We start from the raw sequence: 14,912 nt of genomic DNA, 5'->3' as shown, positions 1-14,912 counted from the left end.
TGCCGATAGGTGCTATCCATCGGCCAATTTTCGCGTAGTTTAAGCCCATGGGGCGGCATGCCACAGCCCGTACAGCGGCCAATAGCACAGCTGGCAGGCCAGGTGCCAGGATGCAGGGCTGCCAGGCCTGTGCGTGCCTGCTGGTGTGCGGCTTGCTGCTGCTGGCCGGTGGCGGTAGCCTGTGCGCCCAGCCCACGCATGGCACGCGGCCCGTGGTGCCTATGCCGCTGGATACCAGCCTGGGCCGCTTTCTGTATCAGCGCGAGATCTATAACCCGGATCATCACCGCGTAGCCTACTTCCTGGAGGCAGCCCGCTTTATAGGCAGGCACCCCCAGCTGAGCGATATTTTGTCCTTCGATACGGTACATACCGATGCCACGGTTATCCTGGCACGCGGACGGCTACAGCCCCTCATCTACGAGGTACGTGTGCGGATCGAGTACAACATCCGCATAGCCTTTACGCCCGACGGATATAACTATCAGGTGTACGACTTCTACCTGGACCGGCGGCGGCTGGAGGACCTGTACTACTACCCGCGAGACCAGCTGACGCTTGAATATCTGCGCGTGCTGGACCGCAGCTATGCGCTGATAGACAACCACGTGCGGGGCGTAACCGCTACGCTGAACCGCATTCTACTGGGCATTGGGCGAGAGGAGTAGCTGCCAGGCAGCCTCTACCTGGCCATCGGCTAGCAGGGCCTGTGCACGCCGGTGGTAGCTTGCGCGGCCATTCAGGCCTTCGGTCAGGCTGGCTCCCGGGGCGTGTGGGGTGGGTATGTCTCTGCGGTTGGCCAGCTTGCCCAGGTCGTTCCCACTCAGTATCTCGCTATTGCGGATGTGGGCTGGCAGGGCATCTATGCCGATCAGGTCGGTCTTGTCTACCGCCTTTTCTACCTCAAACAGGGCGTCGCCCTGGGCGCGGCAGTACCAGTTTCCGCCCATGCGGGCTACCAGGTCTAGCTGGTGGGGGTCTATGGCTCCGCTGGCGGGGTCCAGGGCGGCCTCCATCAGGTGGATCATCTTTACCTCGCATATCACCAGCACGCCGCTGCCGCCGGTGGTGCCTAGCATCATTACCTCGCGCACGGTGCACTCCAGCTGGGCGGGGCTTTCGGCCACCCGTGCGGGCTTTACCACCGTGCTGGCCAGGGGTGTAAGCCCCGCTTTCTCAAACTCATTTACCCCACGGGGATACTCACAGCTGGCTAGGTTCTGCTGCTCCACAATGGCGTGGCTTACCAGGTTGATTACTACTTCGCCGGTTTCTATCACATTGCGAGCTGTGTCCTTCAGCTCGTTGGTCCGTCCGCTTCGGTTTGGGCTGAAGATGACGATGGGGGGCTGGGCGCTGAACAGGTTGAAGTAGCTGAAGGGTGCCAGGTTCGGGTTACCGGCTCGGTCCAGGGTGCTGGCCAGGGCAATGGGCCGGGGGCCAATTACACCAGTCAGATAGGCATAACGCTCGCGCAGGGGTGTTTCGGTCGGGTTAATAGAGCGAAAGTTCATGCCTGCAAGTTAGGGATCTCTCTGCATCTTTGCATCATGCTACTGGCCCCTGCTGCCCCCCTGCTGCCCCGGCTGTACCCCCTCCCGGGGCGCATCTGGCAGGTGCGGGCGGGCAGGCGGGGCCTGGGGGTAGAGCTGCGGGATGTAGCAGCCCGCCAGGTGGGCTATGCCTGGCTGCCCCTGCGGGGCAGGCCCCGGCTGCTGCCTACTGAGGACTGGTGGCGCGGCCTGCGCGCCGTAGGCCACAGCTGCCTGTACACACATGGCTATGCCCACCCGGGCAGCCCTACCCAGCGGCACCTGGCGGCCTATGCCTGCCGCACGGGCAAAAAGCTGTGGGAGCAGCCCGAGCTACAGCTGCGCAGCCTGAGTGCCACTGGGCTGTGGTGTGCCGATGGCCAGGGCCAGGCAGTGCACCTGCACCCAGGCACCGGCCGCCCACGGCGGCCAGACCCCAACCCATACCCGCTGCCGGAGCAGCACTTTCCGGGCACAGCCGTGTATACCGATGCCCTGTGGCCCCAGCTGGTGGCCCGTGTGCGCCCCTGGCTGGACTATGAGCCCGCCCTGCAGCTGGAGTACCTGAGCTGGGGGCCCTACGAGATCTGGTGTGCCCTGCGTGCAGGGCAAGCGGAGCAAGGCACACAGCCCGCACACTACACGGCCGAGCTGCTGGTGCTGCATGCCGGCGCCGAACTACAGCGTGCTACGCTATACCAGGGGCGCGAAAAAATAGGCATCGACAGTTTCTTCGTCTGGCAGCACCACCTGGTGTACGTGCAGGACGACCGGGCACTGGCCCTGCTGCCACTCTCCCGGTGGTAGGGCCGCAGGGGTTGGAGCGGGCTGTGGGTGCCCGGGCCGCAGTGCCGCGCTTTTGTGTGGTTTTTCGCTTTATATTTGGCTGTCTGCTCATGCCTGGCAGCGGTACCCTTGGCAGGGAATGATTATGACCTTGCACCTGCGGCTTCTGTTGTTTTTTTGTTGCCTACTCAGTCGTTTGAGTTCGCAGCTACCCTTTACGCCAGTCGATACAAGTTTTTCTGCTTCGGGTATTGTTTATCCCAGCGAGCTACAGCTACAGGTTCTGTTCCAGGCTGGCGATACGGTATGGCTGAATGGGCGGCCAGCACACAGCAAGGGTAAGCTCGATTTTATGGCCTATTTGCCCCTGAACGGTAGCGAGCAGGGGTATCTGTGGATCAATCATGAAAGCACCGGCCCCGACCCCGTGCTGGGCGATGGCGGCGGCGCAAGTATTTTGACCCTGGCGCACAGGGGCCGGCAGTGGGTACAAACGGAACCCCCGAGGGCAGTGGATTTTTCGCCTGTACGCGGCAGCTGGAACAACTGCCTGGGCACAGCCACCCCATGGGGTACGGTGCTTACTAGCGAAGAGTATGAGCCTGCCAGCAATGCCGAACTATGCCTGGGGGGCCAGGGCCTATGCGACACCAGCCTGTACCAGGGCCACCCGGCCTACCAGCAGTATGGGTGGATGGTGGAAGTAGAGGTTGGAACTGGCCGAGTGCTGGGCAAGCGTACGGCCATGGGCCGTTTCAGCCACGAGGGAGCCCTGCTGCTAGCAGACGAGCGCACGGTGTATCTGCTGGACGACTACGCCCCCGGCATCTTGTTCAAGTTTGTGGCCCACAGGCCTCGCGACCTAAGCAGTGGCAGGCTCTACGCCTACCAGCAGCAGGGGGCGGGCGGGCGCTGGCTGCCCCTGCCGCCGGACTATGAGGCACTGGCGGAGGCACGCCGCACAGCCCTGAGCCTCGGTGCCAGTTTTTTTCTCCGGCTGGAAGACCTGGTGCTGCTGCCAGATGGGCGCATCTTGCTGACCGAAACCGGCAAGACCGATGTAGATCTGCAGGCAGCCATACGCATGGGCGGAAGGCCGGCTGCGCACCTGGAGCCCTACCAGCAGGGGGGGCGTTTTCGAGACCTCTATGGCCGCATTCTGGTATTCGATACCACCCGCCTCCACATCCGGCCCTACCTGGAGGGAGGGCCTGCCACCCAGGGTGCCAACCACCTGGCAAACCCGGACAACCTGTGCTACGACTCCCTGCGCCACCTCCTCATCATCCACGAAGACATCAATGAGCCAGATAACGGGCGGGTGCCGGCCTACGCCAGCGGCCAATACTACAACGAGGTGTATGTGCTGAACCTGCGCCTGGAAAACCCACGGGTAGACGACCTGAACCGGCTGCTAGTTGCACCCCCGGGGGCAGAAACCACGGGTAGCTGTTTTACGCCCGACTATCAGCATCTGTTTATTAACCTGCAGCATCCCGACCCCGGAAACCCCCGCCCATTCTGGCTCGATACCACGATTGTACTCAGTGGATTTGCACACTAGCTTCTGAGATTAGTGGGCGGCTATTGTGTGCCTGGCGCGGGCCGAAAGAAAAGAATCTCTATTTTGGGATCATGCAAAACGCCCACCCACCTGCCCCCTCACGTCCCTGGCTGCGCACCGTGCTCCGCATTGCTGCGGTGTACAACATCCTGTGGGGCCTGTGGGTGGGGCTGTTTCCACAGCAGTTTTTCAGGCTGCTGGGCATACCCGAGATAGACTACCCCATGGTGTGGCAGGGTATGGGCATGGTCATTGGGGTGTATGGCCTGGGCTACTGGTGGGCAGCTGCAGACTATATTCGCCACTGGCCTATGGTGGCTGTGGGCCTGCTGGGCAAGGTGCTGGGTCCGCTGGGCTTTGCCGCGCACTGGCTGGTAGGAATGACCTATCCGCAGTTTGGCTATGCACTGATCCCGAATGACCTTATTTGGTGGTTTCCCTTTGGCCTTATGCTATGGGATGCCTACCGGCACCACCGGGCACCCCACTAGTTGGGATACACATAGGCCAGCCAGTCCGCCTCATATTCCAGCACGCAGGCCACTTCGGCCTGTGCGAAGGCTTCGGCCCACCGGCCCTGCATCAGCAGCAGGCTGCTGCGCTGCCAGTGTGCCATTGCGTTCCGCTCGTTGTGCGATATAGCCCGATTACTATCATCCAGCGCCTGTGGGGCTGCCCCCAGTGTTAGTAGCACCTCTGCCCGGTTGCTCAGGATGGTGCTGCGCTCTTCGGGGTCGTCGGCCCGCTCCACGCCTTCGTTAAAGGCCACCAGAGACTCCTCTGCCCGGTTGTGGGCATACAGGGCCATACCCAGGTGGTTCCAGTAGATGGCCCGCTCCGGATAGTCCTCCGTCAGTTGAGCAAATCGCTCAATTGCCTCTTCGGCATCCCCGTTGTACAGGGCCGATAGGGCCAGGGTAAACAGGGCCTCGGGGTTGTGTGGGTCCGCCCGTAGCGCTCGGTCTGCCGCCAGGCGCGCAGCCGGATAGTCCGCCAGTTTCAGAAAGAGCAACCCCATCAGCTGGTGAAAACTGGTGTCCTCTATCTGGCTACCGTCTATGTGTTTCAGGTCGGCCAGGGCTGCCTCGGGCTGCTGGCTGCGCACATAGGCCAGGCCCCGCTCCAGGTAGTAGGTGGGATTGTCTGGGTAGAGGGCTATTAGTCGGTCGTATCGGCGTATGGCAAGCAGAAACTGGCTGTGCTCCAGGTAGTAGCGGGCCGACAGAAAGAGCTGCCGGGCATAGCGCGTGCGCATGGCCTCCTCCTGCCGTAGCCGCGCTGCCAGCAGGTAGTAGAGCAAGATTAGTAAAACCATTCCCTGCATGTGCTTGTCTTTTTGATGACCGGAGGAGCCAGATGAATAGTTATCTCTTACAACGCAGTCTTCTGCTCATTTGTGCAATACCGCTGCCACCCCCCCCCCGCAGACAGCTTAAATCCTATATTGCGACAAATTTGGCACACATGGAGGCAGTAGCAGTCAATGACTGGATCAATACTAGCCCGGTCTTTTACCACGAAAAGACAGGCAAGTATAGCCACCGGTTAGCTGATGTGATAGATTTTGACAGTTTTGACTGGGACTGGGTCGGCCTGCGGGTTTACCTCCGGTTTGGCTACTGTGCGCTAGGGCTTACGCCCATCCGCCAGGTGCGTTTTGTAGAAGCCAGGCAGGAGCTGCTGCGTTGCCACTTCTTCCAGCCCTTCCGGATAGGTGGGAAACACCGCCCCGAGGCCCTACAGCGCTGGATAGACGCCCTGTGCTGTGTACTGAAGCCCTGGCCAGCTCACTTTGCCAAACGATGCCATGCTGCACCATAACCTGCTGGTAGATACCAACCGATTCTTCACCGAGCTGGCCCTCACCGAGCTGTCATTCTGATGGGCATCATTATCCGCCAGTCTATCCAAAACACCCTGCTCTCCTATGCCGGGGCGGGCTTGGGTATCCTGAATGTCATGTTCCTGATGCCCCGCCTGATGGAGGATGAGCGGGTAGGATACATACAGCTGACCAATAGCGTAGCCATGCTGCTGAGTGTTGTTATCCTCTTCGGGCTGAGCAGTGGCCTGCTCCGCTACTACCCAAAATTCAGCAGGCAGGGGCGGCTAGCCGCCCTTTACCGCTTTCTGGCCCGTACGCTGCTGCGCGTGGCGCTGCCGCTGGCCGTGGCCTACCTGCTGCTGTGGCCCGTGGCCCACCACCTGCTGCAGGCCAGGTCGCCCCTGTTTCTGGCATATTACCCCATAGCCCTTGCCCTGGGCATGGTGCTGGCTGTGGTGGGTATGCTCGAGGCCATCCTACAGTCCAACCTGCAGACCAGTGTGCCCCTGTTCCTGCGCGAGGTGGGCCTGCGCCTGGGTATTACACTGTTGCTGCTGCTGTATGCCATGCAGTTGCTTCATTTCCATATGTTTGTGTACGCCTATCTGGGGCTGCACCTGCTGCTGCTGTTCTTCATCTGGCGGCGGGCACGGCTGCTGCTGTGGCAGCCTGCAGCCCCCCCGCTACGGCCCCGCGAGCGGCGCGGCCTGCTGCGCTACAGCCTGCATAGCCTTGCCTCTGCAGGCAGCATCATCCTGGTGTTCGAGCTGGATAAGATCATGATCGGCAGCCTGGTGGGCGAGGCCCAAGTGGCCTATTACAGTCTGTTTATTGCCATGGCCACGGCCATCGCCCTACCCAGCAGGGCTTTTCTCCGGATCGGCCTCCCACTGGTGGCACAGGCCTGGCAGCGCATGGATATGCCCTACCTAAGGCGCATATATGTGCAGAGCAGCCTGGTAAACACCACCCTGTGCAGCCTGCTGCTGCTGCTGGTGCTGGCCAACCGGGATGCACTGGCTGGCCACCTGCTCAAGCCTTCCTATGCGGCTTTTTTCGATGTGTTTTACCTTCTGGCCGCCTCCATGTGGCTAAATATTCTTTTTGGGGTAAATCACTATCTACTCAATACATCGAGGAAGTATGTGTATGAGCTGTACAGCAATCTGCTGCTGCTGCTGCTGGCCCTGGGGGCCAACCTGCTGCTGATCCCCCTGTGGGGCATGCGGGGTGCAGCACTGGCTACCCTGCTCAGCATGGCGTGTACCAACCTGCTGAAATCGGCCTGGCTATACCGCTTCTACGGTCTGCAGCCCTTTGTGCCCGCGCACCTTAGGCTGGTGGTGGCGGTGCTGGTGGGTGGGGCCGTGGCCTGGTGGCTGCCTTCCTTTCACTGGCTGGCCGACCTTTTTTGGAAAAGCGCCGTAGTGGCAGGCATATACCTGCCCCTGGTATACCGGCTGCACATTAGCGAGGAGCTGAATGGCCTGATCCGTCGGCTACTGCCCACCCCCAGGCATAGGCAGGGCTAGGGGGGGATATTTGTATGGTCGCGTGCTTTGCATGCAATGGGCTGTGGGTATGCGCACCCGGGTGCCACGCTTATCCCTGCCAGGTCCTGTAGGGTTCGTTTGATAGACGATGCTTACCGAAAATTTGATTACCTTGTAGTACGGCTGCCCAGGCGGAAGTGGGAGGCCGTGGCAGCCTCATGCAACATCCCTATGAAGTGGCTCCACCTCGCATTTGCCATATGCCTGGAGACTATAGGCACCTATAGCCTCAAGTACGCCAACGGTTTCGGGCGTTGGTGGCTTATCCCGTTCATTGTACTGGGCTATGGGGGTGCCTACTACTTTTTGTCGCTGGTGCTGCAGCGGATGCAGGTAAATGTGGCCTATGCCGTATGGTCTGCGGCTGCCATCATCCTTACCCTGCTGGTGGATGCCATCTGGCTACGGCAGCACATCAGCCGGCTCCAGCTGCTGGGCATTGTATTGGTTTTACTCGGCATCCTGGCTATACAGCTGAGCACGAGTGGGCGCACCGGGCACTAGGCAGCCTGCCACAAAGCCCGAGATGCCAACCCACATGTGCTACCGGGGCCCCTACACACGTGCCTAAATCGTATCTTTGCAGCATGAATCCGTATCAGATTTTGCTCTATTACTATTTCACGCCGCTGGATGATCCCGCAGCCATTGTGGCCGATCAGCAGCAGCTGTGCACCCAGCTGGGCCTGCTGGGCCGCATCCTGGTGGCACACGAGGGCCTGAATGGCACGGTGGCCGGTACGGTAGCTGCCACACAGGCCTATATGCAGGCCATGCAGCAGCACCCTCAGTTTAGGGGTATAGAGTTCAAGGTAGATGCGCACCACGAGCTGCCCTTCTACAAGCTGCATGTGCGCCTGAAGAACGAAATTGTAAACCTGAGTGCCCCCGAGGAGCTGAAGCCCTGGGAAGAAAGCGGTGCCTATATAGAGCCGGAAGAAATGCGCCAGCTGCTGAAGGACCCCGGCGAGGTGGTGATCCTGGATGCGCGCAGCCGGTACGAAACCGAGCTGGGCCACTTCAAGGGTGCGCTCACGCTGGATATCGATAACTTTCGCGAGCTGCCCGATAAGCTGGACGAGCTGGAGCACCTGAAGGACAGACCCATCGTAACCTACTGCACCGGCGGCATCAAGTGCGAGAAAGTATCGGCCCTGCTGCTCAAGCGGGGCTTCAAGGATGTACGCCAGCTGCATGGCGGCATTGTGCGCTATGGGCACGAGGCAGACGGCGAAGACTTTGAGGGCGCCTGCTACGTGTTCGATGGCCGGGTGGTGGTGCCCGTAAACCGGGTAAACCCCACGGTAGTGGGCCACTGTAGCCTGTGTGGCAGCCCCACCGAGCATATGCTGAACTGTGCCAACGCAGACTGCAATACCCATGTGCTGGTGTGCCACAGCTGTGCCGAGGCGCACGAGGGCTGCTGCTCCACCGCCTGTATGCACAGCGAGCGCAGACGGGTGTATGACGGCCGGGGGGCCTACTACCGGGGCATAAACAGCAAGCAATTTGTGAACCAGACGGATGCACATTGACCTGCTGACCGCCCTGCCCGAGCTGGTGCAAAGCCCGCTGCAGCACAGCATCCTGAAGCGTGCCCAGCAGAAGGGGCTCCTGACCGTAGGGGTGCATGGCCTAAGGGACTATGCCGAGGGCAAGCACCGCCAGATAGATGACTACCCCTATGGCGGACAGGCTGGTATGGTGCTGATGGTAGAGCCTATTGCCCGCGCCATACGCCACCTGCAGCAGCAGCGCAGCTACGACGAGGTAATCTACCTGACCCCCGACGGAGAACCCCTGACACAAGCCCTGTGCAACCAGCTGAGCCTGAAGCAGAGCCTGCTGCTACTGGCCGGCCACTACAAGGGGGTAGACCAGCGGGTGCGCGATACGTTTGTTACCCGAAACATCAGCCTGGGCGACTATGTGCTGAGCGGTGGTGAGCTGCCCGCCCTGGTGCTGATAGATGCCATAGGCCGCCTGCTGCCCGGCGTGCTGGGCGACGAGAGCAGCGCCCTGGAAGACAGCTTTCAGGATGGACTGCTGGAGGCCCCCCTCTATACACGCCCTGCCGAGTGGGAGGGGCAGGCCGTGCCCGAGGTACTACGTTCCGGCCATTTTCAAAAGATTGCCGAATGGCAGCACGCCCAGGCCCTGGCCAAAACCCGGCGACTAAGGCCCGACCTGCTGGCAGAGGAAGAAGGGTAACTAAACGACCCCGAAAGCAGCCAGAGCTACCTGCTCCCCCCGGTTCCGCGCTGGCAGGAAAGAGCGAGCACCCGGAAGCCCCAGATACGGAAAGGCAAAAAAAACACGCGCCCGAACCACTTGGAAGAAAATCCGCAGATTTTATCCTTATATTTGCCCCTCATTTTTCGGTTCGAAAAGAAAAAGACAATGGAAGATCTGATCAACCTGGTACAGGCCCAGTACGTAAATGCCGAGATTCCCCAGTTTCGGGCCGGCGATACCATCAATGTACATCAGCGTATAGTGGAGGGTAACAAGGAGCGCATTCAGCAGTTTGAGGGCGTGGTAATACAGCGCAGGGGTACCGGCAGCACCGAGACCGTAACCGTTCGCAAAATAAGCAACGGCGTAGGCGTTGAGCGCATCATCCCCATACACAGCCCAAACGTGGAGAAAATAGAAGTAACCCGCCTGGGCAAGGTTCGCCGCGGACGCATCTTCTATCAGCGTCAGCGCTTTGGCAAATCCTCTCGTATCAAGGAGCTGGTTGCTGGCAAATAAGCTGCCCACTCAAAAAAGAAACGGTTTATGCAGGTGTCAAATGGCACCTGCATTTTTTTTGTCTATATTTTCCTGCTTTTTCTGTGCGCTTCGCTGCGGTTCTGCGTCATTTCCGGCTACTCATCATCATGTATCGTCCCCCATATATCCATACAGTATGTGTAGTGGTGCTACTGGCCGCTGCTGCCTGCACCCGCCCCTCTACCCGTGCCCGGCTGGAGGCCGAGCAGCGCAGGCAAGACAGCATAGCCCGCGTTCGCGATGCCGAGATACAGAACCTGGCTAGCCAGCTGAAGGGGAAACCCGCAGCCCCGCTGTCGCCAGACTCGGCACGGGCCGTACTGGCTGCTGCAATCAGCCGGACAGACTGGATACTAAAAGGTGGAAACGGGGGATACGCATACAAAGATGCCCTTACTCAGTCGGGCTACATTGTGATGGGGGCCGACTGCAATACGCCTGCCAAAATACAAGCCTATCTGGCCCCCGTGTACAGCCCCGATGCTGTAGAGCGCTTTGTACTAAGCCTGAATGCAGATACCGTGGACGGAAGGTTTGTTATCAGCGAACCAATTGCCTACACGCTGCCCGACCTGAGCCGCGCTACGTTTGAAACCAAGATTGAAGACAGTGCTAAACGCCTGATACACGCCCGGATAACCCAAAATGGACAAGAAAAGATCTACCCCATCAGCTTCTACAACCCCGGAGGGGGCCGCTGGTTGCTAGACCTCTCTGTGGGCGAGATAGCCCTGCGGGCCGAGGCCGAAGCATCTGGCAACGCTGTGGCCAATGATGCGGATCTACAGCGCCTGCGCAATCAGCTCTCGGGAGAGGCAGGTGCTGAATAAACGGCACCTGATGTAAAGCGCACCCAACCTAGACAACGAAAATGCCCAACGCCTACATTATAGATGCGGTGCGCACGCCCAGGGGGCGGGGCCACCGCGAGAAGGGAGCCCTGCGAGACGTACCTGCCCACCAGCTGGGCGTGCAGCTGCTGCATGCCCTGCAGCAGCGTGCGCAGCTAGATCCCGCTGTGGTAGAGGACGTACTGCTGGGCTGCGTAGACCAAGTGCAGGAGCAGGGGGGAGACCTGGCCAAGCTGGTAGCCCTGGAGGCTGGCTGGCCCAGCGCCGTGGCAGGCGTTACCCTCAATCGCTTTTGTGGATCGGCACTCGAAGCCGTACACCAGGCAGCAGCTGGCATCATGAGCGGCATGCAGCAGCTGGCCATAGCCGGGGGTATAGAGAGTATGAGCCGCGTGCCCCTGGGTGCCGACGGCGGGGCGTTTTACGTCGGCTCCCCGGCCTCGCAGCTCGTTTCGCATACTTTTTTGCCCCAGGGTGTATCGGCAGAGCTGATTGCTACCGAGCTGGGCCTATCGCGCGCCGAGGCCGATGCCTGGGCGGCGCGTTCGCACCAGCGGGCAGCCGGGGCAACCCGGGACGGGCGATTCCGGAGCATAATCCCGGTACGGGATACAAGCGGACAGATCCTACTCGAAACCGACCAGATCATCCGCCCGGAAAGCACCGTGGAGAGCCTGGGGCAGCTGCCCCTGGTATTTCGCGAATATGCCGAGCAGCACGGCTATGACAAGGCTGCCCTGGCCCAGCGCCCCGACCTGGCCCCCATACACTACCTGCACACTGCCGGAAACAGCAGCGGCATTGTGGACGGGGCCTCGGCTTTATTGATTGCCGGAGCCAATGCCGTTAACCAATATGGACTCCGGCCTCGGGCGCGCATCCGCAGCTGGGCAGTGGTGGGCAGCGACCCCCTGCTGATGCTGACAGGCACCGTGCCCGCCGCCCACAAGGCCCTTAAGCTGGCGGGTATGCAGCTGCCGGATGTGGACCTGATAGAGGTAAACGAGGCCTTTGCCAGCGTGGTGCTTTACTTTCTGCATCACACCGGGGTGGATGCGGATAGAGTGAACGTGAATGGCGGCGCCATTGCCATGGGCCACCCGCTGGGGGCCACGGGCGGCATGCTGCTGGGCACCCTGCTGGATGAGCTGGAGCTGCGCGGCCAGGCTACCGGTATGGCTGTGATGTGCATAGGCGCAGGCATGGGCATTGCCACCATCATTGAACGGATATAGCTACAGGCGTGGTACTACCCGCCTGGCACCACCTACTATTAAGCCGGTCAGCGCGTAGGAATGCGCATTCCCAGCGTAAGCAACATACAAGCGGGCCAGCAGGGCGGCTTCCTTGCTAGCCTGTAGCTGTATCACCGGCTAAGGCTGTTGATTGTCCTGGCGATGGCGTTCCAGAAATTCCTCGTCCGTTAGTGCGTTCAAAAAGGCAACCAGGTCCACTATCTCCTGTTCCGATAGGTTTAGGGGCCGCATTAGGGGGTCCTTGTTCGGATTTTCGGCATGCCCCCCTCGGTTATAGTGGCGTACTACTTCCTCCAGCGTAGCCATGCTGCCATTGTGCATATAGGGTGCCGTCAGGGCCACATTCCGCAGGCTAGGTACCTTAAATTTGCCATCATCTCGCGCGTTTAGGGTTATCTGTCCCCGGCCACGGTCCCCTATCGTAGCGGTTATCGCCGTATTATGGAAGCCGTTGCTGGTAAAGAGGTCGGTACCATGGCAGTGAAAACAGTCTCCCTTTTCATTGTTAAATAGCTCCATGCCACGCAGTTCTGCGTCCGTCAGGTGGCTTTGGTTGCCACTGCGTACGTACTGGTCATACCGGCTATCTGCGCTTACCAGTGTGCGGGTATAGGCGGCCAGGGCACGTGTTAGGCTACCCACTGTGGGCTCTGTGCCGTAAGCCATTCTAAATCGTTCCACATAGTCCGGGTCGGCCCGTAGTCGCTCCACACTTTCGTGTACCGGCAAGTCCATTTCCAGGTGGCTTTCCAGGGGCACCAGTGCTTGCAGCTCCAGGCTAGGGGTTCCACCATCCCAGTTGAAGAAGCGAGGAAGAAAGGCCATGTTCACCAGGCTAGGTGCGTTTCGCATACCCAGCCTGCCAGCTACCCCTGCGCTCAGCTGCCGTCCGTCGGTAAAGGCCTTCTCGGGCAGGTGGCAACTGCCGCAGGAGATGCTTCCATCTCGGCTAAGCACCGGGTCAAAAAATAGCCTTTTGCCCAGGTTTACTCGACTGGTTGTCAGTCTATTATCATCTGGAAAGGTGGCTTCAGGGAAATTTTCGGGTTGATAGAATGGATACGGCTCATCTGCCTGGGGGGTATCGGGTTCGCTTAGCAGCGGGCCGGCCCGCTGGCAGCCCAGTGCGTGGATACACACCAGGGCTGCCAGCAGCCATTTGCCCGGCTGTAGCAGCGGGCTATTCTGCTGAGAATACGCTCGGTACATTAGTCTTTATCTTATTGGCCAGGGGTAGGTTATTTCCGGTGTGGGTTACCCGCTCGGTGGCCAGGTCTACCCCATTTAGCAGTTCACGCAGGTCCACATTCATGTGTAGGGTATTGTGGCCATCGGCCGAGATTACAAAGGAGGTTGTCTCCAGGCTGCTGACGGGCATCGCAAAGTTATTAGTGCCCAGGTGCAGGGTAAGGGGGCTGTTGTCATCACTCGCCACCCCATCGCCATCCATATCCACCCAGCCGTCCAGGCGCATAAAGATGTAACCTGAGTTCCATGTCCACCACATGCCCGGATCTTGCAGGGCCAGCGGGCCACTTTCGTAGTCTATGGGCTGCTTGGTGTTCAGTGCCGCACTCCCTACACTGAAACGCACACCTTTGTACGTGCCAATTGGTACCTGGCCCAGGCTAAATGCCTGTTCTGATCCGGTTTTCAGCAGAATTACCTGCCCGCTGAGTGGCAGTTCGGTATTGTCTTCTTGGATTAGCACAAAGTCGGTCAAATACATGCCGGCATAGTCTAGGCTTAGGCTGTCTTCTCCCGTGCTTACCAGCAGGGTTTGCGTCTCAAGGGGGGCACTACCCCACTTTAAGTGGCTATCCAGGAGGAGCTCCGCATGCGTTGCCGCAGGCTCTTGGGGCTTATTATCCTCATCCCGGGCACAAGAGAGCAAGAATGCTACCGCTACGGCAGCTGTATATAGTGTCGCTTTTTTCATGATTTTTTAAGTGAAGATTGAGAGAAATTAGCGTGCGATCCGACCACTGAATCGGTTGCACACCGCCGTGCAGCCTGGCAGGTGCAGGCATACGCAGTAAGGGGGGTATGTAGGCTGGCTAGCTACCCGGATGTTGACCAGGGGCTCCTGGTCGGGGTTTTATACTCATTGGGGTGGTGGTGTGTCTGGCACACCCTGCCTGTTAGGCAGCAAGGGTAGCGGGGCACCGGTATGCGGCAGCCGTACTACAGGGGTAATAGGTATCTGTATGTGGGTTGGCGCTATATACTCTTGGACGTATTGAATGACAGGTGGTGCCTTTTGTTCTTCATTCGGCTGTGCCTGCCTTAGTTTGCTCATAAAATAGCAGTGTCCCTTGCAGTTCAGTTCAGGCCTATCCAGATTTGCACAGTATGTTCTGGTTATAAACGCTTGATTGGCTCTAAAAGCCAGGTACGGCAACGCAGGACCCAGCATAACCAGCAGGTAAAGCAAGCTGAAGATGATGGAAAGCCGCTTTCGCATATTCAAGCGCAAATTTAGTGAAAGATTAAATGCAGGGGGGCTTGACTAGCAGGTTTTCTTAGAAGTTGTTATTTTTTCTATAAAAAACTCCTCTGTTGGTGATGCCTAGCGTGTGGAAATGGTGGAAAAGGCTCGCCAATCAATAATTTCAAGAAGAGCCTTTTCCACATTTCCACCACGCAAATTAAAACAAAATTCGATTTCTTTTAAATAAATAGCATAATCTTGCCTTCGTATACCATAGTATCTGGCTAGCTTAGCCTTGGCGTAGCTCCAAAAGCTTTCAATACCATTAATATGGTTACG

Annotated in this window: 17 protein-coding genes; 12 read left to right on the top strand and 5 right to left on the bottom strand. The window is 59.1% G+C overall.

The annotated features are described in order from the left end of the window. The first annotated feature begins 47 nt into the window (after window positions 1-47). On the top strand, window positions 48-668 hold the full coding sequence (locus LW884_05730; GenBank protein MCE3007833.1) for a hypothetical protein: 621 nt from the start codon (window positions 48-50) through the stop codon (window positions 666-668). On the opposite strand, the gene LW884_05725 is transcribed toward LW884_05730, so the two are convergent. Next, window positions 642-1,514 carry a flavin reductase family protein gene (locus LW884_05725; protein ID MCE3007832.1) on the bottom strand — a complete coding sequence of 291 codons (873 nt, stop codon included), beginning with the start codon at window positions 1,512-1,514 and terminating at the stop codon, window positions 642-644. The genes LW884_05730 and LW884_05725 overlap by 27 nt on opposite strands. A 36-nt stretch (window positions 1,515-1,550) precedes the next feature. Between LW884_05725 and LW884_05720 the strand changes: the two genes are divergently transcribed. From LW884_05720 to LW884_05710, 3 genes are all read left to right on the top strand, one after another. Further along, window positions 1,551-2,339, top strand: a complete 789-nt coding sequence (locus tag LW884_05720; GenBank protein ID MCE3007831.1) for a DUF4905 domain-containing protein — start codon at window positions 1,551-1,553, stop codon at window positions 2,337-2,339. A gap of 175 nt (window positions 2,340-2,514) precedes the next feature. After that, window positions 2,515-3,882: a PhoX family protein gene (locus LW884_05715; protein ID MCE3007830.1), complete on the top strand. Its 1,368-nt coding sequence runs from the start codon at window positions 2,515-2,517 to the stop codon at window positions 3,880-3,882. A 71-nt stretch (window positions 3,883-3,953) separates the two neighbouring features. Further along, entirely contained in the window at window positions 3,954-4,373 is a 420-nt protein-coding gene (locus tag LW884_05710; GenBank protein MCE3007829.1) for an alkyl hydroperoxide reductase, read from the top strand. Here LW884_05710 and LW884_05705 read toward each other — a convergent pair. Next, a complete protein-coding gene (locus LW884_05705; GenBank protein ID MCE3007828.1) occupies window positions 4,370-5,197 on the bottom strand; it encodes a tetratricopeptide repeat protein in 828 nt (275 codons plus the stop codon). The two genes, LW884_05710 and LW884_05705, sit on opposite strands and share 4 nt — an antisense overlap. Window positions 5,198-5,346: 149 nt before the next feature. Here LW884_05705 and LW884_05700 point away from each other — a divergent pair, with 149 nt between their 5' ends. The 8 genes from LW884_05700 to LW884_05665 all read left to right on the top strand — a co-directional run bounded on the left by LW884_05700 (window position 5,347) and on the right by LW884_05665 (window position 12,121). Further along, on the top strand, window positions 5,347-5,703 hold the full coding sequence (locus LW884_05700) for a hypothetical protein (protein ID MCE3007827.1): 357 nt from the start codon (window positions 5,347-5,349) through the stop codon (window positions 5,701-5,703). A gap of 60 nt (window positions 5,704-5,763) precedes the next feature. Then, entirely contained in the window at window positions 5,764-7,239 is a 1,476-nt protein-coding gene (locus LW884_05695) for a lipopolysaccharide biosynthesis protein (protein ID MCE3007826.1), read from the top strand. A 192-nt stretch (window positions 7,240-7,431) separates the two neighbouring features. Beyond that, window positions 7,432-7,764: a multidrug efflux SMR transporter gene (locus tag LW884_05690; protein MCE3007825.1), complete on the top strand. Its 333-nt coding sequence runs from the start codon at window positions 7,432-7,434 to the stop codon at window positions 7,762-7,764. Between the two features lie 83 nt (window positions 7,765-7,847). Next, the gene (locus LW884_05685; GenBank protein ID MCE3007824.1) at window positions 7,848-8,795 is read left to right on the top strand and encodes a rhodanese-related sulfurtransferase; all 948 of its coding nucleotides are present in this window, start codon (window positions 7,848-7,850) and stop codon (window positions 8,793-8,795) included. Next, window positions 8,785-9,471 (top strand): tRNA (guanosine(37)-N1)-methyltransferase TrmD, encoded by a 687-nt coding sequence (gene trmD, locus LW884_05680; GenBank protein MCE3007823.1) that lies wholly within the window; start codon window positions 8,785-8,787, stop codon window positions 9,469-9,471. Before LW884_05685 ends, trmD begins: the two co-directional genes overlap by 11 nt. A gap of 189 nt (window positions 9,472-9,660) precedes the next feature. Next, window positions 9,661-10,014, top strand: coding sequence for a 50S ribosomal protein L19 (gene rplS / locus LW884_05675; GenBank protein ID MCE3007822.1), 354 nt, complete (start codon window positions 9,661-9,663; stop codon window positions 10,012-10,014). A 128-nt stretch (window positions 10,015-10,142) separates the two neighbouring features. Continuing rightward, a complete protein-coding gene (locus tag LW884_05670; protein ID MCE3007821.1) occupies window positions 10,143-10,865 on the top strand; it encodes an IseA DL-endopeptidase inhibitor family protein in 723 nt (240 codons plus the stop codon). 41 nt (window positions 10,866-10,906) lie between these two features. Beyond that, a complete protein-coding gene (locus tag LW884_05665) occupies window positions 10,907-12,121 on the top strand; it encodes an acetyl-CoA C-acetyltransferase (GenBank protein MCE3007820.1) in 1,215 nt (404 codons plus the stop codon). Between the two features lie 138 nt (window positions 12,122-12,259). Here the strand turns inward: LW884_05665 and LW884_05660 are convergent, their stop codons facing one another. From LW884_05660 to LW884_05650, 3 genes are all read right to left on the bottom strand, one after another. Beyond that, on the bottom strand, window positions 12,260-13,351 hold the full coding sequence (locus LW884_05660; protein ID MCE3007819.1) for a c-type cytochrome: 1,092 nt from the start codon (window positions 13,349-13,351) through the stop codon (window positions 12,260-12,262). Then, window positions 13,323-14,081, bottom strand: a complete 759-nt coding sequence (locus tag LW884_05655; protein MCE3007818.1) for a hypothetical protein — start codon at window positions 14,079-14,081, stop codon at window positions 13,323-13,325. The genes LW884_05660 and LW884_05655 overlap by 29 nt, the downstream gene beginning before the upstream one ends. A 630-nt stretch (window positions 14,082-14,711) precedes the next feature. Further along, on the bottom strand, window positions 14,712-14,912 hold a 201-nt coding region (locus LW884_05650), incomplete at its 5' end, for a hypothetical protein (GenBank protein ID MCE3007817.1).

The sequence above is a fragment of the Bacteroidota bacterium genome, assembly GCA_021300195.1.
Classification (GTDB): domain Bacteria; phylum Bacteroidota; class Bacteroidia; order J057; family JAJTIE01; genus JAJTIE01.
The sequence above is the reverse complement of the archived record's forward strand: the minus strand, read 5'-3'. Positions and strand labels throughout refer to the sequence as shown.

Coding starts and splice junctions, on each gene's coding strand:
- LW884_05730 (MCE3007833.1), top strand. CDS start 48: ATGGGGCGGCATGCCACAGCCCGTACAGCGGCCAATAGCACAGCTGGC.
- LW884_05725 (MCE3007832.1), bottom strand. CDS start 1,514: ATGAACTTTCGCTCTATTAACCCGACCGAAACACCCCTGCGCGAGCGT.
- LW884_05720 (MCE3007831.1), top strand. CDS start 1,551: ATGCTACTGGCCCCTGCTGCCCCCCTGCTGCCCCGGCTGTACCCCCTC.
- LW884_05710 (MCE3007829.1), top strand. CDS start 3,954: ATGCAAAACGCCCACCCACCTGCCCCCTCACGTCCCTGGCTGCGCACC.
- LW884_05705 (MCE3007828.1), bottom strand. CDS start 5,197: ATGGTTTTACTAATCTTGCTCTACTACCTGCTGGCAGCGCGGCTACGG.
- LW884_05700 (MCE3007827.1), top strand. CDS start 5,347: ATGGAGGCAGTAGCAGTCAATGACTGGATCAATACTAGCCCGGTCTTT.
- LW884_05695 (MCE3007826.1), top strand. CDS start 5,764: ATGGGCATCATTATCCGCCAGTCTATCCAAAACACCCTGCTCTCCTAT.
- LW884_05690 (MCE3007825.1), top strand. CDS start 7,432: ATGAAGTGGCTCCACCTCGCATTTGCCATATGCCTGGAGACTATAGGC.
- LW884_05685 (MCE3007824.1), top strand. CDS start 7,848: ATGAATCCGTATCAGATTTTGCTCTATTACTATTTCACGCCGCTGGAT.
- trmD (MCE3007823.1), top strand. CDS start 8,785: ATGCACATTGACCTGCTGACCGCCCTGCCCGAGCTGGTGCAAAGCCCG.
- rplS (MCE3007822.1), top strand. CDS start 9,661: ATGGAAGATCTGATCAACCTGGTACAGGCCCAGTACGTAAATGCCGAG.
- LW884_05670 (MCE3007821.1), top strand. CDS start 10,143: ATGTATCGTCCCCCATATATCCATACAGTATGTGTAGTGGTGCTACTG.
- LW884_05665 (MCE3007820.1), top strand. CDS start 10,907: ATGCCCAACGCCTACATTATAGATGCGGTGCGCACGCCCAGGGGGCGG.
- LW884_05660 (MCE3007819.1), bottom strand. CDS start 13,351: ATGTACCGAGCGTATTCTCAGCAGAATAGCCCGCTGCTACAGCCGGGC.
- LW884_05655 (MCE3007818.1), bottom strand. CDS start 14,081: ATGAAAAAAGCGACACTATATACAGCTGCCGTAGCGGTAGCATTCTTG.